Raw genomic sequence first — 18,504 nt, 5'->3', positions numbered from 1 at the left:
GCAAGCCTTTGTAGAAACCGGGCTTGCCCGCGATGCAGACGACTCGGTGTATCAGGTACACCGAGGTGATGCAATCGCAGGCAAGCCAGCTCCCACACAAGCCCGACACCCACAGGGGCCGGAATCTTCTGTTAAAGCGCTTTAACGTCGATGATTTCAACATCAAAGGTCAAGGTTTTACCGGCCAACGGGTGGTTGAAGTCGATGGTCACTTGCGCGTCATCGAAGGTTTTCACCACACCGGGCAATTCGGTATTCGCCGCATCGTTGAAGATCACCAGCAGGCCTTCCGACAGGTCCATGTCCTGGAACTGCGAACGCGGGATGATCTGCACATTTTGCGGGTTGGGCTGGCCAAAGGCGTTTTCCGGCAGGATCTGCAGGGTGCGCTTGTCGCCGGCCTTGAAGCCGAACAGGGCCGCTTCGAAACCCGGCAGCAGGTTGCCATCGCCGACCTTGAAGGTGGCCGGGGCTTTGTCGAACGTGCTGTCGACCGTATCGCCATTCTCCAGGCGCAGTGCGAAATGCAAAGTGACTTCCGTGTTCTGGCCGATGCGTTGCTCAGCCAATACCTGATCAGTCATTGACGGTCTCTCCGGTTTTCTTGCTTTTGAACATGTCCAACGCCAGCATGATTGCACCGACGGTGATGGCGCTGTCGGCAAAGTTGAACGCTGGGAAGTACCAGCGGTTCTGCCAATGCACCAGGATAAAGTCGATCACATGGCCGAGCGCAATGCGGTCGTAAAGGTTGCCCAGCGCACCGCCCAGCACCAGCGCCAAGGCGATCGCCAGCCAGGTGTCATCACGGCCAAGACGCTTGAGCCACACCACCAGCACCGCACTGACGACCACGGCGATCAGGGCGAACAGCCAGCGCTGCCAGCCGCCGCCATCAGCCAAAAAGCTGAAAGCGGCGCCGGTGTTGTAGGCCAGGGTCCAGCTGAAGTAATCCGGGATCACCACAATCTGCTGGAACATCTGCAGGGAGCCTTCGAAATGAGCCTTGCTGACCTGGTCAATGACCAGGACCAGCAAACTCAGTACGAGCCAGCCCAGACGTCCGAAACGACTGGTATCAGGCATAGTGGCGAACCTCACCAGCACCCGAGATATTGTCGACGCAGCGACCACAGATCTCCGGATGCTCAGGGTTCACGCCGACGTCTTCACGGCAGTGCCAGCAACGGGCGCACTTAGGGAAGGCCGATTTGACCACTTTGAGCTTGAGGCCCGGCACTTCGGTGGCGACCGCGTCCGCCGGGGCCTGGGCGAATGGCGCCAGGCTCGCGGTAGAGGTGATCAGCACGAAGCGCAGTTCGTTGCTCAGCTTGGCCAGGTCGGCGGTCAGGCCTTCCTCGGCAAACAGGGTGACTTCGGCTTGCAGGTTGCCACCGACGGCCTTGGCCGCGCGTTGCACTTCCAGCTCCTTGTTCACCGCAACCTTCACGGCCATCACGCCTTCCCAGTACTCGCGGCCCAGTTCGAAATCGGCCGGCAGTTCGGTCAGGCCTTCGTACCAGGTGTTGAGCATCACGGACTCGTTGCGCTCGCCCGGCAGGTATTCCCACAGTTCGTCGGCGGTGAAGGCCAGGATCGGCGCGATCCAGCGCACCAGCGCTTCGGAGATGTGGAACAGCGCGGTCTGCGCCGAACGGCGCGCCTTGCTGTTGGCGCCGGTGGTGTACTGGCGGTCCTTGATGATGTCGAGGTAGAAACCACCCAGCTCCTGCACGCAGAAGTTGTGGATCTTCGAGTACACGTTCCAGAAGCGGTACTCACCGTAGTTTTCCTGCAACTCGCGTTGCAGCAACAGGGTACGGTCCACAGCCCAACGATCGAGGGCGAGCATGTCCTCGGCCGCCAGGATGTCGGTGGCCGGGTTGAAACCGGTCAGGTTCGACAGCAGGAAGCGTGCGGTATTACGGATGCGACGGTAGGCATCGGCGCTGCGGGCCAGGATCTGGTCCGACACGGCGATTTCGCCCGAATAGTCGGTCGACGCAACCCACAGACGCATGATGTCGGCGCCCAGGGTGTCGTTGATCTTTTTCGGCTCGATCACGTTCTTCAGCGACTTGGACATCTTGCGGCCCGTCTCGTCGACGGTGAAGCCGTGGGTCAGCAGTTCGCGGTATGGCGCGTGGTTGTCGATGGCGCAACCGGTCAGCAACGACGAGTGGAACCAGCCACGGTGTTGGTCGGAGCCTTCCAGGTACAGGTCGGCACGCGGGCCGGTCTCGTGACCCATCGGGTGCGAACCACGCAGCACGTGCCAGTGGGTAGTACCCGAGTCGAACCACACGTCGAGGGTGTCGCTGATCTTGTCGTACTGCGGCGCTTCATCGCCTAGCAGCTCGGCGGCGTCCAGCTTGAACCAGGCTTCGATACCTTCCTGTTCAACGCGCTGAGCGACTTGTTCCATCAACTCGACGGTACGTGGGTGCAGTTCGCCGCTTTCCTTGTTCAGGAAGAACGGGATCGGCACGCCCCAGTTACGCTGGCGGGAGATGCACCAGTCCGGACGGTTGGCGATCATCGAGTGCAGGCGCGCCTGGCCCCAGGCCGGGACGAACTGGGTGTCTTCGATGGCTTTGAGCGAGCGGACACGCAGCGTGTCGCCGCTGGTTGGCTCTTTGTCCATGCCGATGAACCACTGCGCAGTGGCGCGGTAGATCAGCGGGGTCTTGTGGCGCCAGCAGTGCATGTAGCTGTGCTGGATGGTGGCGGTTTGCATCAACGCACCGACTTCACGCAGTTTTTCGATGATCGGCTGATCGGCCTTGAAGATGAACTGCCCGCCGAAGAACTCCAGCGACGGCACATAGACGCCGTTGCTTTGCACCGGGTTGATGATGTCGTCGTTGACCAGGCCGTACTTCTTGCAGATCACAAAGTCGTCTACGCCATAGGCAGGCGAGCAGTGAACGATACCGGTGCCCGAGCCCAGCTCAACGTAGTCAGCCAGGTACACCGGCGACAGGCGGTCATAGAACGGGTGACGGAAGTTGATCAGTTCCAGCGCGGAGCCGGTGGTGGTCGCGATGACCGAACCTTGCAGCTCGTAGCGGGCCAGGCAGGCTTCAACCATTTCCTCGGCCAGCACCAGCAGGCGATCACCGACGTCCACCAGGGCGTAGGTGAATTCCGGATGCACGTTCAGCGCCTGGTTGGCCGGGATGGTCCACGGGGTGGTGGTCCAGATCACGATGGCGGCTGGCTTGGCCAGCGATGCCAGGCCAAAGGCCTCGGCCAGCTTGGCCTCGTCGGCGATCGGGAAAGCCACGTCGATGGTCGAGGACTTCTTGTCTTCGTACTCGACTTCCGCTTCAGCCAGGGCCGAACCACAGTCGAAGCACCAGTTCACGGGTTTGAGGCCCTTGAACACGAAACCGCCCTTGACGATCTCGGCCAAGGCACGGATTTCCCCGGCCTCGTTCTTGAAGTTCATGGTCTTGTAGGGGTTGTCCCACTCGCCCAGCACGCCCAGTCGGATGAATTCGGACTTCTGCCCTTCGATCTGCTCGGTGGCGTAGGCACGGCACAGTTCGCGGGTTTTATCCGCGCCCAGGTTCTTGCCGTAGGTCACTTCGACTTTGTGTTCGATCGGCAGGCCGTGGCAGTCCCAACCCGGCACGTACGGTGCGTCGAAGCCCGACAGGGTCTTCGAGCGCAGGATCATGTCCTTGAGAATCTTGTTCAGCGCATGACCGATGTGAATCGTACCGTTGGCATAAGGAGGGCCGTCGTGCAGGACGAATTTCGGACGATCCTTGCCAATTTCGCGCAACTTTCCGTACAGGCCAATACTGTCCCAGCGCTGCAGGATCTGCGGTTCGCGCTGTGGCAGGCCGGCCTTCATTGGGAAGGCGGTGTCCGGAAGGTTTAGCGTGGCTTTATAGTCGGTCATTTAAGGCTCTTCGGTTAGCGATGGGCGCTAGGTGCGGCTAGTGCACGGGCGGCGGCGACATCCGCATTGATCGCCGTTTTCAACGCCTCAAGGGAGGCGAAACGCTGCTCTTCACGCAGCTTCTGGTGGAAAACCACCGTCAAACGCCGGTCATACAGATCACCGGCAAAATCCAGCAGATGTACTTCCAGGTGGGCCTTGCCATCACCTGCAACCGTGGGCCTGACGCCTATGTTGGCGACTCCGGGCCACGATTGGCCGTCGATGTCGACGCTCACCAGGTAAACCCCGGTCAGCGGCACACGACGGCGCTTGAGTTGCACGTTGGCGGTTGGCGTGCCCAATTGGCGCGCCAGCTTCTGGCCGTGCAGAACCCGTCCGGCAATGCGGAACGGGCGGCCGAGCAACCGCTCGGCCAAGGCGAAGTCGGCAGCAGCCAGCGCGTTACGCACCTGGGTACTGCTCACGCGCAGACCGTCCAGTTCGACGGTTTGTGCGGCTTCGACGGTAAAACCCTGGTTGACGCCCGCATGCTGCAGGAAATCGAAATCCCCGACGCGGTCGCAACCAAAGCGGAAGTCGTCACCGACCTCCAAATGCTGCACGCCCAGGCCATCAACCAGGATACGGTCGACGAACTCGGCGGCGCTCAGGCTTTGCAAACGCTGGTTGAAGGCCAGGCAGAGGACACGGTCCACACCCTCCTCAGCCAGCAATTGCAGCTTGTCCCGCAGGCGGGCCAGGCGGGCCGGCGCGGTCTCGGGGGTAAAGTATTCCCGCGGCTGTGGCTCGAAAATCACCACGCAGCTGGGCACGCCCAACTCGACCGCGCGTTCGCGCAGCCGAGCCAGGATAGCCTGGTGGCCACGGTGAACACCGTCAAAGTTGCCAATAGTGGCGACGCAGCCCCGATGCTCGGGGCGCAGGTTGTGGAGACCTCGAACCAGCTGCATAACGCGCTTCTTGCTCATAAAGTGGTCGATTATAACCACACCCGGCCCCGGACGACAGGCAACAGCACAGGCCAAATGGATCGAATCGATAAAACAACGGTTTTATCGCGGCAAACTCTCTAACCCAGGGACTTGCGATTGAAATCCCGCAGGCGGAAGCCTTGCAGCAGCAACATCCCGAAGTACACCACCACACCCGCGACGACCAAAACGCCAAGACGCATGAAGCGCTCCAGCATATGGCCTTCATCCCATGCAGGCATGAAGTGCATCAGGCCCAGCAGCACGGCCGACATCATGGCCACCGCCACCAGCAACTTGAGGGCAAACAGGCCCCAGCCTGGCTGCGGCTGGAACATTTGCTGCTTACGCAATTGGTAAAACAACAGCCCGGCATTGATGCACGCACCGGCACTGATCGCCAGGGCCAGGCCGGCGTGGGCCAGCGGACCGATAAACACCAGGTTGAGCAATTGCGTGACGATCAGCGTGAAAATCGCAATTTTCACCGGTGTACGGATGTTTTGCTGGGCGTAAAAGCCCGGGGCCAGCACCTTGATCACGATGATGCCGAGCAGGCCAACGGAATAGGCGACCAGCGCATGTTGCGTCATCAATGCGTCATGTGCATCAAACTGACCGTACTGAAACAGCGACACGGTCAACGGCTCGGCCAGAATCCCCAAGGCCAGGGCGCACGGCAGTACCAGCACAAAGCACAGGCGCAGGCCCCAGTCGAGGATGCGCGAATACTCCTGGCGATCCTTGCTGGCATAGGTACGCGCCAGGGTCGGCAGCAAAATTGTGCCCAACGCAACGCCCAGCACGCCGGACGGCAACTCCATCAGACGGTCGGCGTAGTACATCCACGACACCGAGCCGGACACCAGCAGCGAGGCGAACGCCGTATTGATGATCAGGGAAATCTGGCTGACCGACACGCCGAGAATCGCCGGCAGCATATTGCGCATCACGCGCCATACGCCGGTATCCTTGAGGTTCAGGCGCGGCAACACAAGCATGCCGATCTTTTTCAAGTGCGGCAGCTGGTAGAGCAATTGCGCCAGGCCGCCGGCCAGTACCGCCCAGCCCAGGGCCATAACCGGTGGATCAAAGTATGGCGTAAGGAACAGCGCGAAGATGATCATGCTGACGTTCAGCAGGGTCGGCACAAAGGCCGGCACCGAGAAACGGTTCCAGGTATTGAGGATCGCCCCGGCCAGGGATGAGAGGGAGATCAGCAATATATAAGGGAAGGTCACGCGCAGCAGGTCAGTGGTCAGTGCGAATTTTTCCGGGGTATTGGCAAAACCGGGCGCCGTGGCCCAGATCACCCAGGGCGCGGCGAGCATGCCGAGCACGGTCACCAGCACCAACACCAGGGTCAACAGGCCCGAAACATAGGCAATAAAGGTGCGGGTGGCTTCTTCGCCCTGCTGGGTCTTGTATTCAGCCAGGATCGGCACGAAGGCCTGGGAAAACGCACCTTCGGCGAAGATCCGCCGCAGCAGGTTGGGCAGTTTAAAGGCAATAAAGAAGGCATCCGTGGCCATGCTGGCGCCGAAAATGCGCGCCAGCAGCGTGTCGCGTACAAACCCCAGAACCCGGGAGATCATCGTGATAGAGCTGACGGCGGCCAACGATTTGAGCAGATTCATTGAAAGAGTTTGCGCCTTTAGATAAAGAGCAGGCGAACAAAGCGCCTACTTATGCGATACTGCGCGCCTGCAACAGCACAGAGCCAAAGCTCGCGAGTTTACAGGTCAAGCGCCGGAAATAAATCACCCGCCTCTTCAGATCGACCACTCAGCAGTTCGCATCAGCCGCCCTTGACAACACATCAAGTCATCGGCATGATTCGCGGCCTATTTTGTTTGCTATTTCCTAAAAAGTCTTTCGAGGAGCTCGACGGTGGCCAACACACCTTCCGCCAAAAAACGTGCAAAACAGGCTGAGAAGCGTCGCAGCCACAACGCCAGCCTGCGTTCCATGGTTCGTACCTACATCAAGAATGTAGTTAAAGCCATCGACACCAAAGACGCTGAAAAAGCTCAAGCAGCTTACGTTCTGGCTGTGCCAGTTATCGACCGCATGGCCGATAAAGGCATCATCCACAAGAACAAGGCCGCTCGTCATAAGAGCCGTCTGAATGGCCACATCAAGGCTCTGAGCGTCGCTGCTGCAGCCTAAGTGGTAAAAACTGCAACGCGACCCAGGTTGCGAAACAGTTAAGAAATACCCCGTACCGAAAGGTCCGGGGCATTTTTGTTTGTGCCTGTGGCGAGCCTGAGTCACTTTTCGAGCACAAAAAAAACGCCCCGAACCAGTCGGGGCGTTTTTGCTACCTATTGATCAAACCACAATCAATGGTGATGACCGCCTTCACCGTGGACGTGGCCGTGGGCCACTTCTTCCTGGGAAGCGTCGCGGATGGCAACGATCTTCACTTGGAAGTTCAGACGCTGACCAGCCAGTGGGTGGTTGCCGTCGACGGTCACGTCGTCGCCATCCAGATCACGGATGGTCACGATCTGCATTTGGCCATCCGGCGCGGAAGCGTGGAACTGCATGCCCACTTCCAGCTCGTCAACGCCTTCGAACATGCTGCGGCTCAGGGTGCTGACCAGTTCGGCCGAATACTCGCCGTAGGCATCTTCAGGTTCTACGGCAACGGTCAGCTCATCACCGACGTTCTTGCCTTCCAGTGCCTTTTCCAGGCCTGGGATGATGTTACCTGCGCCTTGCAGGTAGACCAGCGGCGCGCCGCCGGCGGAGCTGTCGATGACCTCACCAGCGTCGTTGGTCAGGGTATAGTCGATGGAGACAGCCTTGTTAGCGGCGATCGTCATGGGGCGAGACCTTTTGCATAAGAATGAAGAACGGACAAGTCTAAACAAGGATTTGCCCGAAAGCGAACAGAACCCGGACAGACGGGACCGATCAACGGCATCCTTCATCATCGGGTTCCATCAGGATGACGACCAGCACTGGGTCGCGGAGCTGTCCTGTGGCCACACCCAGCACCTGCGCCACCAGCCACCCTGGCAGTCCCGCGCCTGGGTCCTCGACCCCGCGCAACGCCTTGAAAAAATAGGCCAGCCCTTTGCCTGCGGCTGGTGTGCGCAAGCACACGAATAACGATAACCTTGGCGCCTGATTCCCGGTAGACGTTCAACCATAGAACCTCACCGAAGCCATGCACCTTCAGAGAATTCGCATGCAGACTTTTTTTATCGCGCCCACCGATTTTGGTGTGGGTCTGACCTCCATCAGCCTTGGGCTGGTGCGCACCCTTGAGCGGGCCGGGCTGAAAGTCGGTTTCTTCAAGCCGATTGCCCAGCCGCACCCCGGCGATACCGGCCCCGAGCGCTCCACCGAGCTGGTAGCGCGCACCCACGGCCTCAAGCCGCCACAGCCCCTGGGCCTGGCCCACGTAGAACGCATGCTCGGCGACGGCCAGCTCGACGAACTGCTCGAAGAAATCATCACGCTGTACCAGCAAGCCGCCGTGGGCAAGGACGTACTGATCGTCGAAGGTATGGTGCCGACCCGCAGCGCCAGCTATGCGGCGCGGGTCAACCTGCACCTGGCCAAGAGCCTCGACGCCGAAGTGATCCTGGTCTCGGCCCCGGAAAACGAAGTGCTCACCGAACTCTCCGGTCGCGTGGAATTGCAGGCGCAACTGTTCGGCGGGCCGAAAGACCCGAAAGTCCTCGGAGTGATCCTCAACAAGGTACGCACCGACGAAAGCATGGAAGCCTTCGCGGCGCGCCTCAAAGAGCATTCGCCCCTGTTGCGCAGCGGCGATTTCCGCCTGCTCGGCTGCATTCCCTACCAGCCCGAACTCAACGCCCCGCGCACCCGAGACGTGGCCGACCTGATGGGCGCGCAGATTCTCAACGCCGGCGACTACGAAACCCGGCGCATGACCAAAATCATCATCTGCGCCCGTACCATGCGCAACACCGTGGAGCTGCTCAAGCCCGGCGTACTGGTGGTGACACCCGGCGACCGCGACGACATCATCCTCGCTGTCAGCCTCGCCGCGATCAACGGCGTGCCCCTGGCCGGCCTGTTGCTGACCAGCGACACCCTGCCCGACCCGCGCATCATGGAATTGTGCCGTGGCGCGTTCCAGGCCGGGCTGCCGGTGTTGTCGGTGAGCACCGGTTCCTACGACACGGCGAACCAGCTCAACAGCCTCAACAAGGAAATCCCGATTGATGACCGCGAACGCGCGGAGATCATCACCGATTTTGTCGCCAGCCATCTGGATGCGCGCTGGTTGCATCAGCGTTGTGGCACGCCACGGGAGATGCGCCTGTCGCCGGCGGTGTTCCGCTACCAGTTGATCCAGCGCGCCCAGGCCGCCAACAAACGCATCGTGTTGCCCGAAGGCAGCGAACCGCTGACCGTGCAAGCCGCCGCGATCTGTCAGGCGCGGGGCATTGCGCGCTGCGTGTTGCTGGCCAAGCCGGCGGACGTGGAAGCGGTCGCCCGCGCCCAGGGCATCGAGTTGCCCGAAGGTTTGGAGATTCTCGACCCGGACCTGATCCGCCAGCGCTACGTCGAGCCGATGGTCGCGCTGCGCAAGAGCAAGAGCCTCAACGCGCCGATGGCCGAGCAGCAGTTGGAAGACACGGTGGTGATCGCCACCATGATGCTCGCGCTGGACGAAGTGGACGGCCTGGTCTCCGGCGTCATCCACTCCACCGCCAACACCATCCGCCCTGCCCTGCAACTGATTAAAACGGCGCCGGGCTGCACGCTGGTGTCGTCGGTGTTCTTCATGCTGTTCCCCGAACAGGTGCTGGTGTACGGCGACTGCGTGATGAACCCGCACCCAAGCGCCGCCGAATTGGCGGAGATCGCGTTGCAAAGTGCCGACTCGGCGGCGGCATTCGGCATCACGCCGCGCGTGGCGATGATCAGCTATTCCAGCGGCGACTCGGCCAGCGGCGAGGAAGTGGAAAAAGTCCGCGAAGCCACCCTGCTCGCCCACGAACAGCAAAGCTCGTTGTTGATCGACGGGCCGCTGCAATACGACGCCGCCGCCAACGAAAACGTTGCCCGGCAACTGGCGCCCAACAGCCAGGTCGCCGGCAAGGCCACCGTATTTGTGTTCCCCGACCTCAACACCGGCAACACCACCCACAAGGCCGTGCAGCGCAGCGCCGATTGCGTGAGCCTGGGGCCAATGCTCCAGGGCCTGCGCAAACCGGTCAACGATCTGCCACGCGGCGCCCAGGTAGACGATATCGTGTACACCATCGCGCTCACCGCGATTCAAGCCGCCAACCGACCTATGGATATCTAAATGCTGGATTTTCTACCTGCCGCCGTGCGCGGGGTGATTGCGTCGCTGTTGTTGGCGCTGAACACGATCCTGTTGTGTTCATTTCTGTTTATCGTGGCGCTGTTCAAGGCGTTGCCGTTTGCCAAGCGCTTCAGCGAATGGCTGATGAACCACACCCATGAAGCCTGGGTGACCAACAATAAGGGTTGGATGAACCTGGTGCGACGTACACGCTGGCACATCAACGGCCTGGAAGGGCTGGATTACCAGCACTCGTACCTAGTGACCAGCAACCACCAGAGCTGGGTCGACATCATGGTGCTGCAATACGTGCTGAACCGCCGAGTTCGCCCGCTGAAATTCTTCCTCAAGCAGGAGCTGATCTGGGTGCCAGTGATTGGCCTGGCATGGTGGGCCCTGGGCTTTCCATTCATGAAGCGCTACACCAAGGCCTACCTGGAAAAACATCCGGAAAAGAAAGGTAAGGACCTGGAAACCACGCGCAAGACCTGTGCGAAGTTTCGCGACAACCCGGTGGGCATTTTCAACTTCGCCGAAGGCACGCGGTTTACCCCAGGCAAGCATGCGCAACAGAAATCTCCTTTCCGTTACCTGCTCAAGCCCAAGGCGGGCGGAATTGCGTTTGTGCTGGATGCCATGGGTGAGCAGTTGAAGTCACTGGTCAATGTGACCATTCACTACCCCGCCGGTCGCCCTGGGTATTGGGATTTGCTATGCGGGAATGTGCAGGATGTGGTGGTGCAGTTCGAAGAAGTGCAGATCCCGGCCGCGTTCATTGGCAAGAATTATGAGCAAGATGGGGAGTACCGGACGGCGTTCCAGGGTTGGATCAACCGGTTGTGGGAAGACAAGGATGCGCTGCTGGATCGGCTGCACACCGAATTCCCAGGCAAACAGTGATCAAAATGTGGGAGCTGGCTTGCCTGCGAAGGCGGTGGGTCAGCTGTATATGTATCAACTGACAGGCCGCTTTCGCAGGCAAGCCAGCTCCCACATTGACCGAGTTCGATCTTGAGAATGTACAAAGCCCGCCACCGAGTGATCGGTGGCGGGCTTTTTTTGTGCGCGTGACGCTTAGATCGCGCCGCGCTTGCGCAACAGCTCCAGCACTTGCTTGACGCTTTCTTCCAACGACAAGGCCTGGGTGTCGATCACCAGGTCGGCATTCAACGGCACGTCGTACGGGAAGGATTCGCCAGGGATGTTATCCCCACCCGCCGCGTACAGGCCCTGCGGATCACGCTCGGCGCACACCAGCGGCGACGCTTGCACGTAGACGGTCAGCAGACGATCAGCGCCGATCAGCGCCTTGGCCTGTTCACGGCCTTCGGCATCCGGGGCCACAAACGCGGCCAGAGTCAGCAGGCCCGCTTCGTTGAACTGACGCGCCACGTGTGCGGCACGACGCCAGTTCTCGGTGCGGCCGGCACGGTCTTGCGGCAAGCCTTTGTTCAAGTCGTGACGCAGGTTTTGGCCATCCAGTACGAATACCGCACGGCCCATGTCGAAGAGCTTGCGCTCAACCGCATAGGCCAGGGTGCTCTTGCCAGCGCCCGACAGGCCGCTGAACAGCACGGTGGCCGGTTGCTGGCCGAAGCGCTGGGCACGTTCTTCGGTGGCCACGTGGGCCAACTTGCCGTGCTGCGCCGAGCTGCCGTGGGTCACAGGCGGCGCGATGATCATGCCCGCCGCAACGGTGCCGTTGGTCAACCGGTCGATAACAATGAACGCGCCCGTGGTGCGGTTGCTGTCGTAACCGTCCAGGGCGATGGCGGCATCAAGGCTGACCTTGACCCGGCCAATTTCGTTCAGTTGCAGCGAACTCGCCGGACCTTCGGCCAGGGTGTTCACATCCACACGGTGCACGATGCTGGTAATGGAACCCGGCACGTAGCTGGTGGCGCGCTTGATATCGTATTTCTTGCCCGGCAGCATCGGCTCTTCGGCCATCCACACCAGCATGGCGTCGAAGGCGTCGGTTACCTGCGGCACGTTGTCGGCATGTACCAACAGGTCGCCACGGGAGATGTCGATCTCGTCTTCCATGGTCAGGGTCACGGCTTGGCCTGGGCCGGCGTTTTCCAGCTCACCTTCAAAGGTGACGATGGATTTGACGCGGCTGCTCTTGCCCGACGGCAGCACCACGACTTCATCGCCCTTGTGCACGATGCCGCTGGCCAGGGTGCCGGCGAAACCACGGAAGTTCAGGTTCGGACGGTTGACGTACTGCACCGGGAAACGCAGGTCGGTGTAGTTGCGGTCGTTGGCGATCTCGACGGTTTCGAGGATCTCCATCAGCGACTGCCCGGTGTACCAAGGCGAACGCTCGCTCTTGTTGACCACGTTGTCGCCCTTGAGCGCCGACATCGGCACGAACGCCAGGGTGCTCGGCTTGAAGGCGATACCGTCGGCGAACTTCAGGTAATCGGCCTTGATCTGCTCGAATACGCTCTGGTCGAACCCATTGATGTCCATCTTGTTGACGGCCACCACGATGTGCTTGATACCCAGCAACGAGGCGATAAAGCTGTGGCGACGGGTCTGGGTCTGCACGCCATAACGCGCGTCAATCAGGATGATCGCCAGGTCACAGGTGGAGGCACCGGTGGCCATGTTGCGGGTGTACTGCTCATGGCCGGGGGTGTCGGCGATGATGAATTTGCGCTTGGCGGTGGAGAAGTAGCGGTAGGCCACATCGATGGTGATGCCTTGCTCACGCTCGGCCTGCAGGCCGTCGACCAGCAGTGCCAGGTCGATATCATCGCCGGTGGTGCCGGACTTCTTCGAATCGCGGGTGATGGCTTCCAGGTGATCTTCGTAGATCATCTTGGAGTCGTGCAGCAGGCGCCCGATCAGGGTGCTCTTGCCGTCGTCGACGTTGCCGCAGGTCAGGAAGCGCAACATTTCCTTGCGCTCGTGCTGGCCCAGGTAGGCGAGGATGTCCTCGCTGATCAAATCAGATTGATGCGACATGACAGCCCCTTAGAAATAGCCTTGACGTTTTTTATCTTCCATCGAGCCTGCACCATCGTGGTCGATGACACGGCCCTGGCGCTCGGAAGTTCGCGTCAGGAGCATTTCCTGAATGATGTCCGTCAGCGTCTCGGCTTCGGACTCCACCGCGCCCGTCAACGGGTAGCAGCCAAGGGTACGGAAACGTACTTTCTTTTTGACGATTCGGGCTTTGTCTTCGTCGGACAAGTGTTCGAGGATGCGGTCGTCGTCGATCATGATCAACGTGCCGTTCTTCTCGATCACTTCGCGTTCGGCGGCGAAGTACAGCGGCACGATCGGGATGCCTTCGAGGTAGATGTACTGCCAGATGTCCAGCTCGGTCCAGTTGGACAGCGGGAATACACGGATCGACTCGCCCTTGTTGACGTTGCCGTTGTAGACGTTCCACAGCTCGGGGCGCTGGTTTTTCGGGTCCCAGCGGTGTTTGCTGTCGCGGAACGAGTACACGCGCTCTTTGGCGCGGGATTTCTCTTCATCGCGACGGGCACCGCCGAACGCTGCGTCGAAACCATGTTTGTCCAACGCCTGCTTGAGGCCTTCGGTCTTCATGATGTCGGTGTGCTTGGCGCTGCCGTGGGTGAAGGGGTTGATGCCCTGCGCCACGCCGTCCGGGTTCACGTGGGTGATCAAGTCCAGGCCCAGCTCCTCGACCATCTTGTCGCGGAACTTGTACATCTCCTGGAATTTCCAGCGGGTGTCGACGTGCATCACCGGGAACGGCAGCTTGCCCGGGAAGAAGGCCTTGCGCGCCAGGTGCAGCATCACGGCGGAGTCTTTACCGATCGAGTAGAGCATCACCGGGTTGTCGAACTCGGCGGCGACCTCGCGGATGATGTGGATGCTTTCCGCCTCCAGCTGTTTCAGATGCGTCAGTTTGTCGACCATGGTTACTCACGGAAAAACGATCTTATGGACGGCCTGCGGGCCGTGTTCGAGCGGGGCATGCTAGCACAGCACCTGCTTCTATTCAGGGAGCCAGCTAGATCGAAACGGTATATGAATATGCCCCCAGGTTTGGCCCTCAAATCGGGTTGGGGCAATCGATGAACAGATGCTCCAAGGCAAAGCGCCGCGCCAGGTAATCGCCCAGGGCCTGTACGCCGTAGCGCTCGGTGGCGTGGTGGCCGGCGGCGATGAAGCTGATGTCGTTTTCGCGGGCGCTGTGAAAAGTTTGCTCGGAGGCTTCGCCGCTCAGGTACAGGTCGACACCGGCCGCAATCGCGTCGTCGATATAGCCCTGGCCACCGCCGGTGCACCAGCCGACGCGGCGGATCATCTCGCTGCCTTCGATCAGCAGCGGTTCGCGGCCCATGACTTCCTGCACACGGCGGGCGAAATCACGGGGCGACAGGGGCTCGGCCAGGGAGCCGACCAGGCCGACGATCTTGGGGTTGCTCGGGTCCAGCGGGCCTTCGACGGTGATATCCAGCTGACGGGCGAGCTGCACGTTGTTGCCGACGTCAGGGTGCAGGTCCAGCGGCAGGTGGTAGGCCAGCAGGCTGATGTCGTGCTTGAGCAGCGTCTTGAGGCGGCGCTGTTTCATGCCAGTGATACAGGGGTTTTCGCCTTTCCAGAAATAGCCGTGGTGCACCAGGATCAGATCGGCCTGGGCTTCGACGGCCGCGTCCAGCAGGGCCTGGCTGGCGGTCACGCCGCTGACGATGCGCATCACTTGCGGGCGGCCCTCGACCTGTAGGCCATTGGGGCAGTAATCGGCAATTTTTGCGCTGCCGAGGTAGCGGTCCGCTTCCTCGACGAGGGTGGTAAGGGGGACGGCCATAAAAGACTCCTAAATATCCCGTTCGCAGGCGTCACAGCCTCGTATAATGCGCGACATTATGGGCGCTCTCTCGCCCCCTGCAACCTGTCAGGACTTACTTGATGCTCAAGGCGCTGCGTTTTTTTGGATGGCCATTATTGGCTGGCGTGCTGATCGCGATGCTGATTATTCAGCGCTACCCCGAATTGGTGGGCCTGCCCAGCCTGGATGTGAACCTGCAACAGGCCCCGCAAACCAACGCGGTGGTGCAAGGCCCGGTGACTTACGCCGACGCGGTGGTCATCGCCGCCCCGGCGGTGGTCAACCTGTACACGACCAAGGTCATCAACAAACCGGCGCACCCGTTGTTTGAAGACCCGCAGTTCCGCCGCTACTTCGGCGACAACGGGCCCAAGCAGCGGCGCATGGAATCCAGCCTGGGTTCTGGCGTGATCATGAGCCCCGAGGGCTACATCCTCACCAACAACCACGTGACCACCGGCGCCGACCAGATCGTGGTGGCCCTGCGTGACGGCCGCGAAACCCTGGCCCGCGTGGTGGGCAGCGACCCGGAAACCGACCTCGCGGTACTGAAGATCGACCTGAAAAGCCTGCCGTCCATCACCCTCGGCCGTTCCGATGGTTTGCGCGTCGGTGACGTAGCACTGGCCATCGGCAACCCGTTCGGCGTCGGCCAGACCGTGACCATGGGCATTATCAGCGCCACCGGGCGTAACCAATTGGGCCTCAATAGCTACGAAGATTTCATCCAGACCGACGCGGCGATCAACCCGGGTAACTCCGGCGGTGCGCTGGTGGATGCCAATGGCAACCTGACCGGTATCAACACGGCGATTTTCTCCAAATCCGGCGGCTCACAGGGCATCGGGTTTGCGATCCCGGTGAAGCTGGCGATGGAAGTGATGAAGTCGATCATCGAGCACGGCCAGGTGATTCGTGGCTGGTTGGGGATTGAAGTACAGCCGTTGACCAAGGAACTGGCCGAGTCGTTTGGCCTGACCGGACGCCCAGGCATCGTGGTCGCCGGGATCTTCCGCGACGGCCCGGCGCAGAAAGCCGGCCTGCAACTGGGTGATGTGATCCTCAGCATCAATGGCGAACCGGCCGGTGATGGCCGCAAGTCGATGAACCAGGTGGCGCGGATCAAGCCGACCGACAAGGTGGCGATCCAGGTGATGCGCAACGGTAAGGAGATCAAACTGTTGGCGGAAATCGGGCTACGTCCACCGCCTGCGCCGGTCAAGGAAGAAGAATAACCCCTCACTCACAGGTGCCCGTATGCGGGCACCTGTAAGCTTATATTTCAAAGCAATTCATTCTCATTGGTCATGTTATATTGTTTCAATATCGCTATTGGAACGCTCTATCATGCCGTCTCGAAGAATCGCCCCCTTGGCTGGCCTGGCCTTGGGTTTGCTGCTCGACCCCGCCTACGCCGAAGAAAACATCCTGGAACTCGACGCCATCAGCGTCACCACCGACGCCTATGAGTCCAGCACCGGCCCCGTCAAGGGCTACCGCGCCACTCGTTCGGCCAGCGCGACAAAGACCGACACCGCGATTCGTGACATCCCACAGTCCATCAGTGTGATTCCCGCGACGGTGCTAAAGGACCTGGGCAGTACCAACGTGGAACGCGCCCTGGAGTTTGCCGGCGGCGTGTCCAAGCAGAACAACTTCGGCGGCCTGACACTCTACGAATACAGCGTGCGCGGCTTCACCACGTCGGAGTTCTATCAGGACGGCTTCAGCGCCAACCGTGGCTACCCGAGCACACCGGACGCGGCGAATATCGAACGCATCGAAGTGCTAAAAGGGCCCGCCGCCAGCCTGTATGGCCGTGGCGATCCTGGCGGCACGGTGAACATCGTCACCAAGAAGCCCCAGCCTGAAGCCTTCACCACCCTGCAAACCAGCGCCGGCAGTTGGGACCGTTATCGCACCGCCGTGGACGTCAATACCCCGCTGGACATCGAGGGCAAGGTACTGACGCGGGTTAACCTGGCGGTGGAAGACAACCACAGCTTCCGCGACCACGTGCAGAGCAAGCGGGTATTCGTCGCGCCTTCGTTCAGTTGGCAATTGGACCCGGACACCAGCCTGCTGGTGGAAAGCGAATTCGTGCGCCACAGCTCCACCTTCGACCGTGGCATTGTCGACGCCCCCGGCGTATCCCGCTCCACCTTCCTCGGCGAACCCAACGATGGCGATATCGACAACCACAACAATCGCATTCAGGCGACCCTCGAACACCACCTCAACGACGCCTGGAAACTGCGTCTGGCCAGCCACTATAAGCAAGGCAGCCTGTGGGGCGACGCCTCGGAAAACCGCGCACTGAACGCCGACGGCCACACCATCGACCGCCGCTACCGCGAGCGTTCCATGGGTTGGCACGACAGCATCACCCAGTTGGGGCTGCGCGGCCTGTTCGACATCGGCAGTTGGCAGCACGAGTTGCTGATCGGCACCGAATACGAGGACTACCGTAAGAAAGAACGCGTCACGGCGATTGGCGGTAGCCGCTACCCCATCGACATCTACAATCCGGTCTACGGCAAGCCCAAACCCAGCGGCGCGCGCTCCGGCACCGACTTCTTCGAACAGACCAAAAGCCACGCGCTGAACCTGCAAGACCAGATCATCTTCACCGACCGCCTGCGCGGTATGGTCGGTGCGCGCTTCGAGCATTTCGAGCAGAGCATCGACGACTTCACCCGCAACCACGCCAAGAGCAAGCAGACCCACGACGCGTTTACCCAACGCGCCGGCCTGCTGTATCAGCTCACACCGCAGGTGGGGGTGTTCGCCAACGCCTCCACATCGTTCAAGCCCAACAGCGGCCTGGACGCCAACAACAAATCCTTCAAGCCAGAAGAAGGGGTGGGCTATGAAGTGGGAATCAAGAGCGAGCTGTTCGACGACCGCCTCAGCGCCACCCTCGCCGCCTTCCATATCGAAAAGGAAAACGTACTGACCCTGGACCCGGCCACCAACCTCAACCGCGCCGTGGGCAAGGCACGCAGCCAGGGTTTTGACCTGCAACTGACCGGGCAAGTGACCGATGCCGTACGGGTGATTGGTGCGTTTGCCTACATCGACGCCGAAGTTACCAAAGGCGATAAAGCCATTCCGACCGGCAGCCGCATCCTTGGCGTGGCCAAGCGTAGCGGAAGTCTGTTGGGGGTTTATGAGTTTCAGGATGGCGCGTTGCGCGGCTCGGACCTGGGCGCGGCATTCACGTATGTGGGCGATCGTTCCGGTGAGGCCGGCACGAACTTTGAGCTACCGGCCTATCACACCGTTGATCTGCTGGCCCATTACAAGGCTACGGAGAATGTCACCGTGGGCTTGAACCTCAACAACCTGTTTGATGAGAAGTACTACGAGCGGTCCTACAGCAACTATTGGATCAATCCGGGTGAGCCGCGCAATCTCACGGTCAGCCTGACCCTAAAGCTCTAAACGCCTACCTGTAGGAGCGAGCTTGCTCGCGATGCCCCTGAGAGCGCCGCGTTAACTCAGAAGC

The 18,504-nt window shown here is 60.6% G+C and carries 15 protein-coding genes; 6 read left to right on the top strand and 9 right to left on the bottom strand.

Annotated features, from left to right (window positions below; all coding sequences use genetic code 11):
• Positions 1-131 precede the first annotated feature (131 nt).
• From fkpB to murJ, 5 genes are all read right to left on the bottom strand, one after another.
• Positions 132-569, bottom strand: a complete 438-nt coding sequence (fkpB, locus tag HX793_RS04820; protein ID WP_010213263.1) for an FKBP-type peptidyl-prolyl cis-trans isomerase — start codon at positions 567-569, stop codon at positions 132-134.
• A 7-nt stretch (positions 570-576) separates the two neighbouring features.
• A complete protein-coding gene (gene lspA, locus HX793_RS04815) occupies positions 577-1,086 on the bottom strand; it encodes a signal peptidase II (RefSeq protein ID WP_177002340.1) in 510 nt (169 codons plus the stop codon).
• A complete protein-coding gene (ileS, locus tag HX793_RS04810) occupies positions 1,079-3,910 on the bottom strand; it encodes an isoleucine--tRNA ligase (protein WP_028618778.1) in 2,832 nt (943 codons plus the stop codon). Before ileS ends, lspA begins: the two co-directional genes overlap by 8 nt.
• Positions 3,911-3,924: 14 nt before the next feature.
• Positions 3,925-4,863, bottom strand: coding sequence for a bifunctional riboflavin kinase/FAD synthetase (gene ribF, locus HX793_RS04805; protein WP_010213269.1), 939 nt, complete (start codon positions 4,861-4,863; stop codon positions 3,925-3,927).
• A 119-nt stretch (positions 4,864-4,982) separates the two neighbouring features.
• Positions 4,983-6,521 carry a murein biosynthesis integral membrane protein MurJ gene (gene murJ, locus HX793_RS04800; protein ID WP_177002338.1) on the bottom strand — a complete coding sequence of 513 codons (1,539 nt, stop codon included), beginning with the start codon at positions 6,519-6,521 and terminating at the stop codon, positions 4,983-4,985.
• A 253-nt stretch (positions 6,522-6,774) separates the two neighbouring features.
• Between murJ and rpsT the strand changes: the two genes are divergently transcribed.
• Positions 6,775-7,053, top strand: a complete 279-nt coding sequence (gene rpsT, locus HX793_RS04795; protein ID WP_016976313.1) for a 30S ribosomal protein S20 — start codon at positions 6,775-6,777, stop codon at positions 7,051-7,053.
• 173 nt (positions 7,054-7,226) lie between these two features.
• Here rpsT and HX793_RS04790 read toward each other — a convergent pair whose 3' ends face one another.
• Positions 7,227-7,712, bottom strand: coding sequence for an FKBP-type peptidyl-prolyl cis-trans isomerase (locus tag HX793_RS04790; RefSeq protein WP_003188398.1), 486 nt, complete (start codon positions 7,710-7,712; stop codon positions 7,227-7,229).
• Here HX793_RS04790 and HX793_RS04785 point away from each other — a divergent pair.
• From HX793_RS04785 to yihG, 3 genes are all read left to right on the top strand, one after another.
• Complete coding sequence (locus HX793_RS04785; RefSeq protein ID WP_033896987.1) at positions 7,711-8,001, top strand: DUF3565 domain-containing protein; 291 nt, start codon at positions 7,711-7,713, stop codon at positions 7,999-8,001. The genes HX793_RS04790 and HX793_RS04785 overlap by 2 nt on opposite strands.
• A 79-nt stretch (positions 8,002-8,080) precedes the next feature.
• The gene (pta, locus tag HX793_RS04780; protein ID WP_033896986.1) at positions 8,081-10,180 is read left to right on the top strand and encodes a phosphate acetyltransferase; all 2,100 of its coding nucleotides are present in this window, start codon (positions 8,081-8,083) and stop codon (positions 10,178-10,180) included.
• Positions 10,181-11,080, top strand: a complete 900-nt coding sequence (gene yihG / locus HX793_RS04775; protein ID WP_177095005.1) for a 1-acylglycerol-3-phosphate O-acyltransferase, YihG family — start codon at positions 10,181-10,183, stop codon at positions 11,078-11,080.
• 174 nt (positions 11,081-11,254) lie between these two features.
• Here the strand turns inward: yihG and cysN are convergent, their stop codons facing one another.
• The 3 genes from cysN to HX793_RS04760 all read right to left on the bottom strand — a co-directional run bounded on the left by cysN (position 11,255) and on the right by HX793_RS04760 (position 14,975).
• Positions 11,255-13,153, bottom strand: coding sequence for a sulfate adenylyltransferase subunit CysN (gene cysN, locus HX793_RS04770; RefSeq protein ID WP_177095007.1), 1,899 nt, complete (start codon positions 13,151-13,153; stop codon positions 11,255-11,257).
• Positions 13,154-13,162: 9 nt separating this feature from the next.
• Positions 13,163-14,080: a sulfate adenylyltransferase subunit CysD gene (gene cysD, locus HX793_RS04765; protein ID WP_005784641.1), complete on the bottom strand. Its 918-nt coding sequence runs from the start codon at positions 14,078-14,080 to the stop codon at positions 13,163-13,165.
• 136 nt (positions 14,081-14,216) lie between these two features.
• Positions 14,217-14,975: a Nif3-like dinuclear metal center hexameric protein gene (locus HX793_RS04760; protein WP_016977054.1), complete on the bottom strand. Its 759-nt coding sequence runs from the start codon at positions 14,973-14,975 to the stop codon at positions 14,217-14,219.
• Between the two features lie 101 nt (positions 14,976-15,076).
• On the opposite strand from HX793_RS04760, the gene algW reads away from it, so the two are divergent.
• Together algW and HX793_RS04750 are read left to right on the top strand one after the other, a co-directional pair.
• On the top strand, positions 15,077-16,231 hold the full coding sequence (algW, locus tag HX793_RS04755) for a Do family serine endopeptidase AlgW (RefSeq protein WP_016977055.1): 1,155 nt from the start codon (positions 15,077-15,079) through the stop codon (positions 16,229-16,231).
• A gap of 112 nt (positions 16,232-16,343) precedes the next feature.
• A complete protein-coding gene (locus HX793_RS04750; protein ID WP_177095008.1) occupies positions 16,344-18,440 on the top strand; it encodes a TonB-dependent siderophore receptor in 2,097 nt (698 codons plus the stop codon).
• The last annotated feature ends 64 nt before the right edge of the window (positions 18,441-18,504 follow it).

This window comes from Pseudomonas reactans (genome assembly GCF_013387025.1).
GTDB lineage: Bacteria > Pseudomonadota > Gammaproteobacteria > Pseudomonadales > Pseudomonadaceae > Aquipseudomonas > Aquipseudomonas reactans.
Note: the sequence above shows the minus strand (reverse complement) of the source record. Positions and strands in the feature narration are given on the sequence as shown.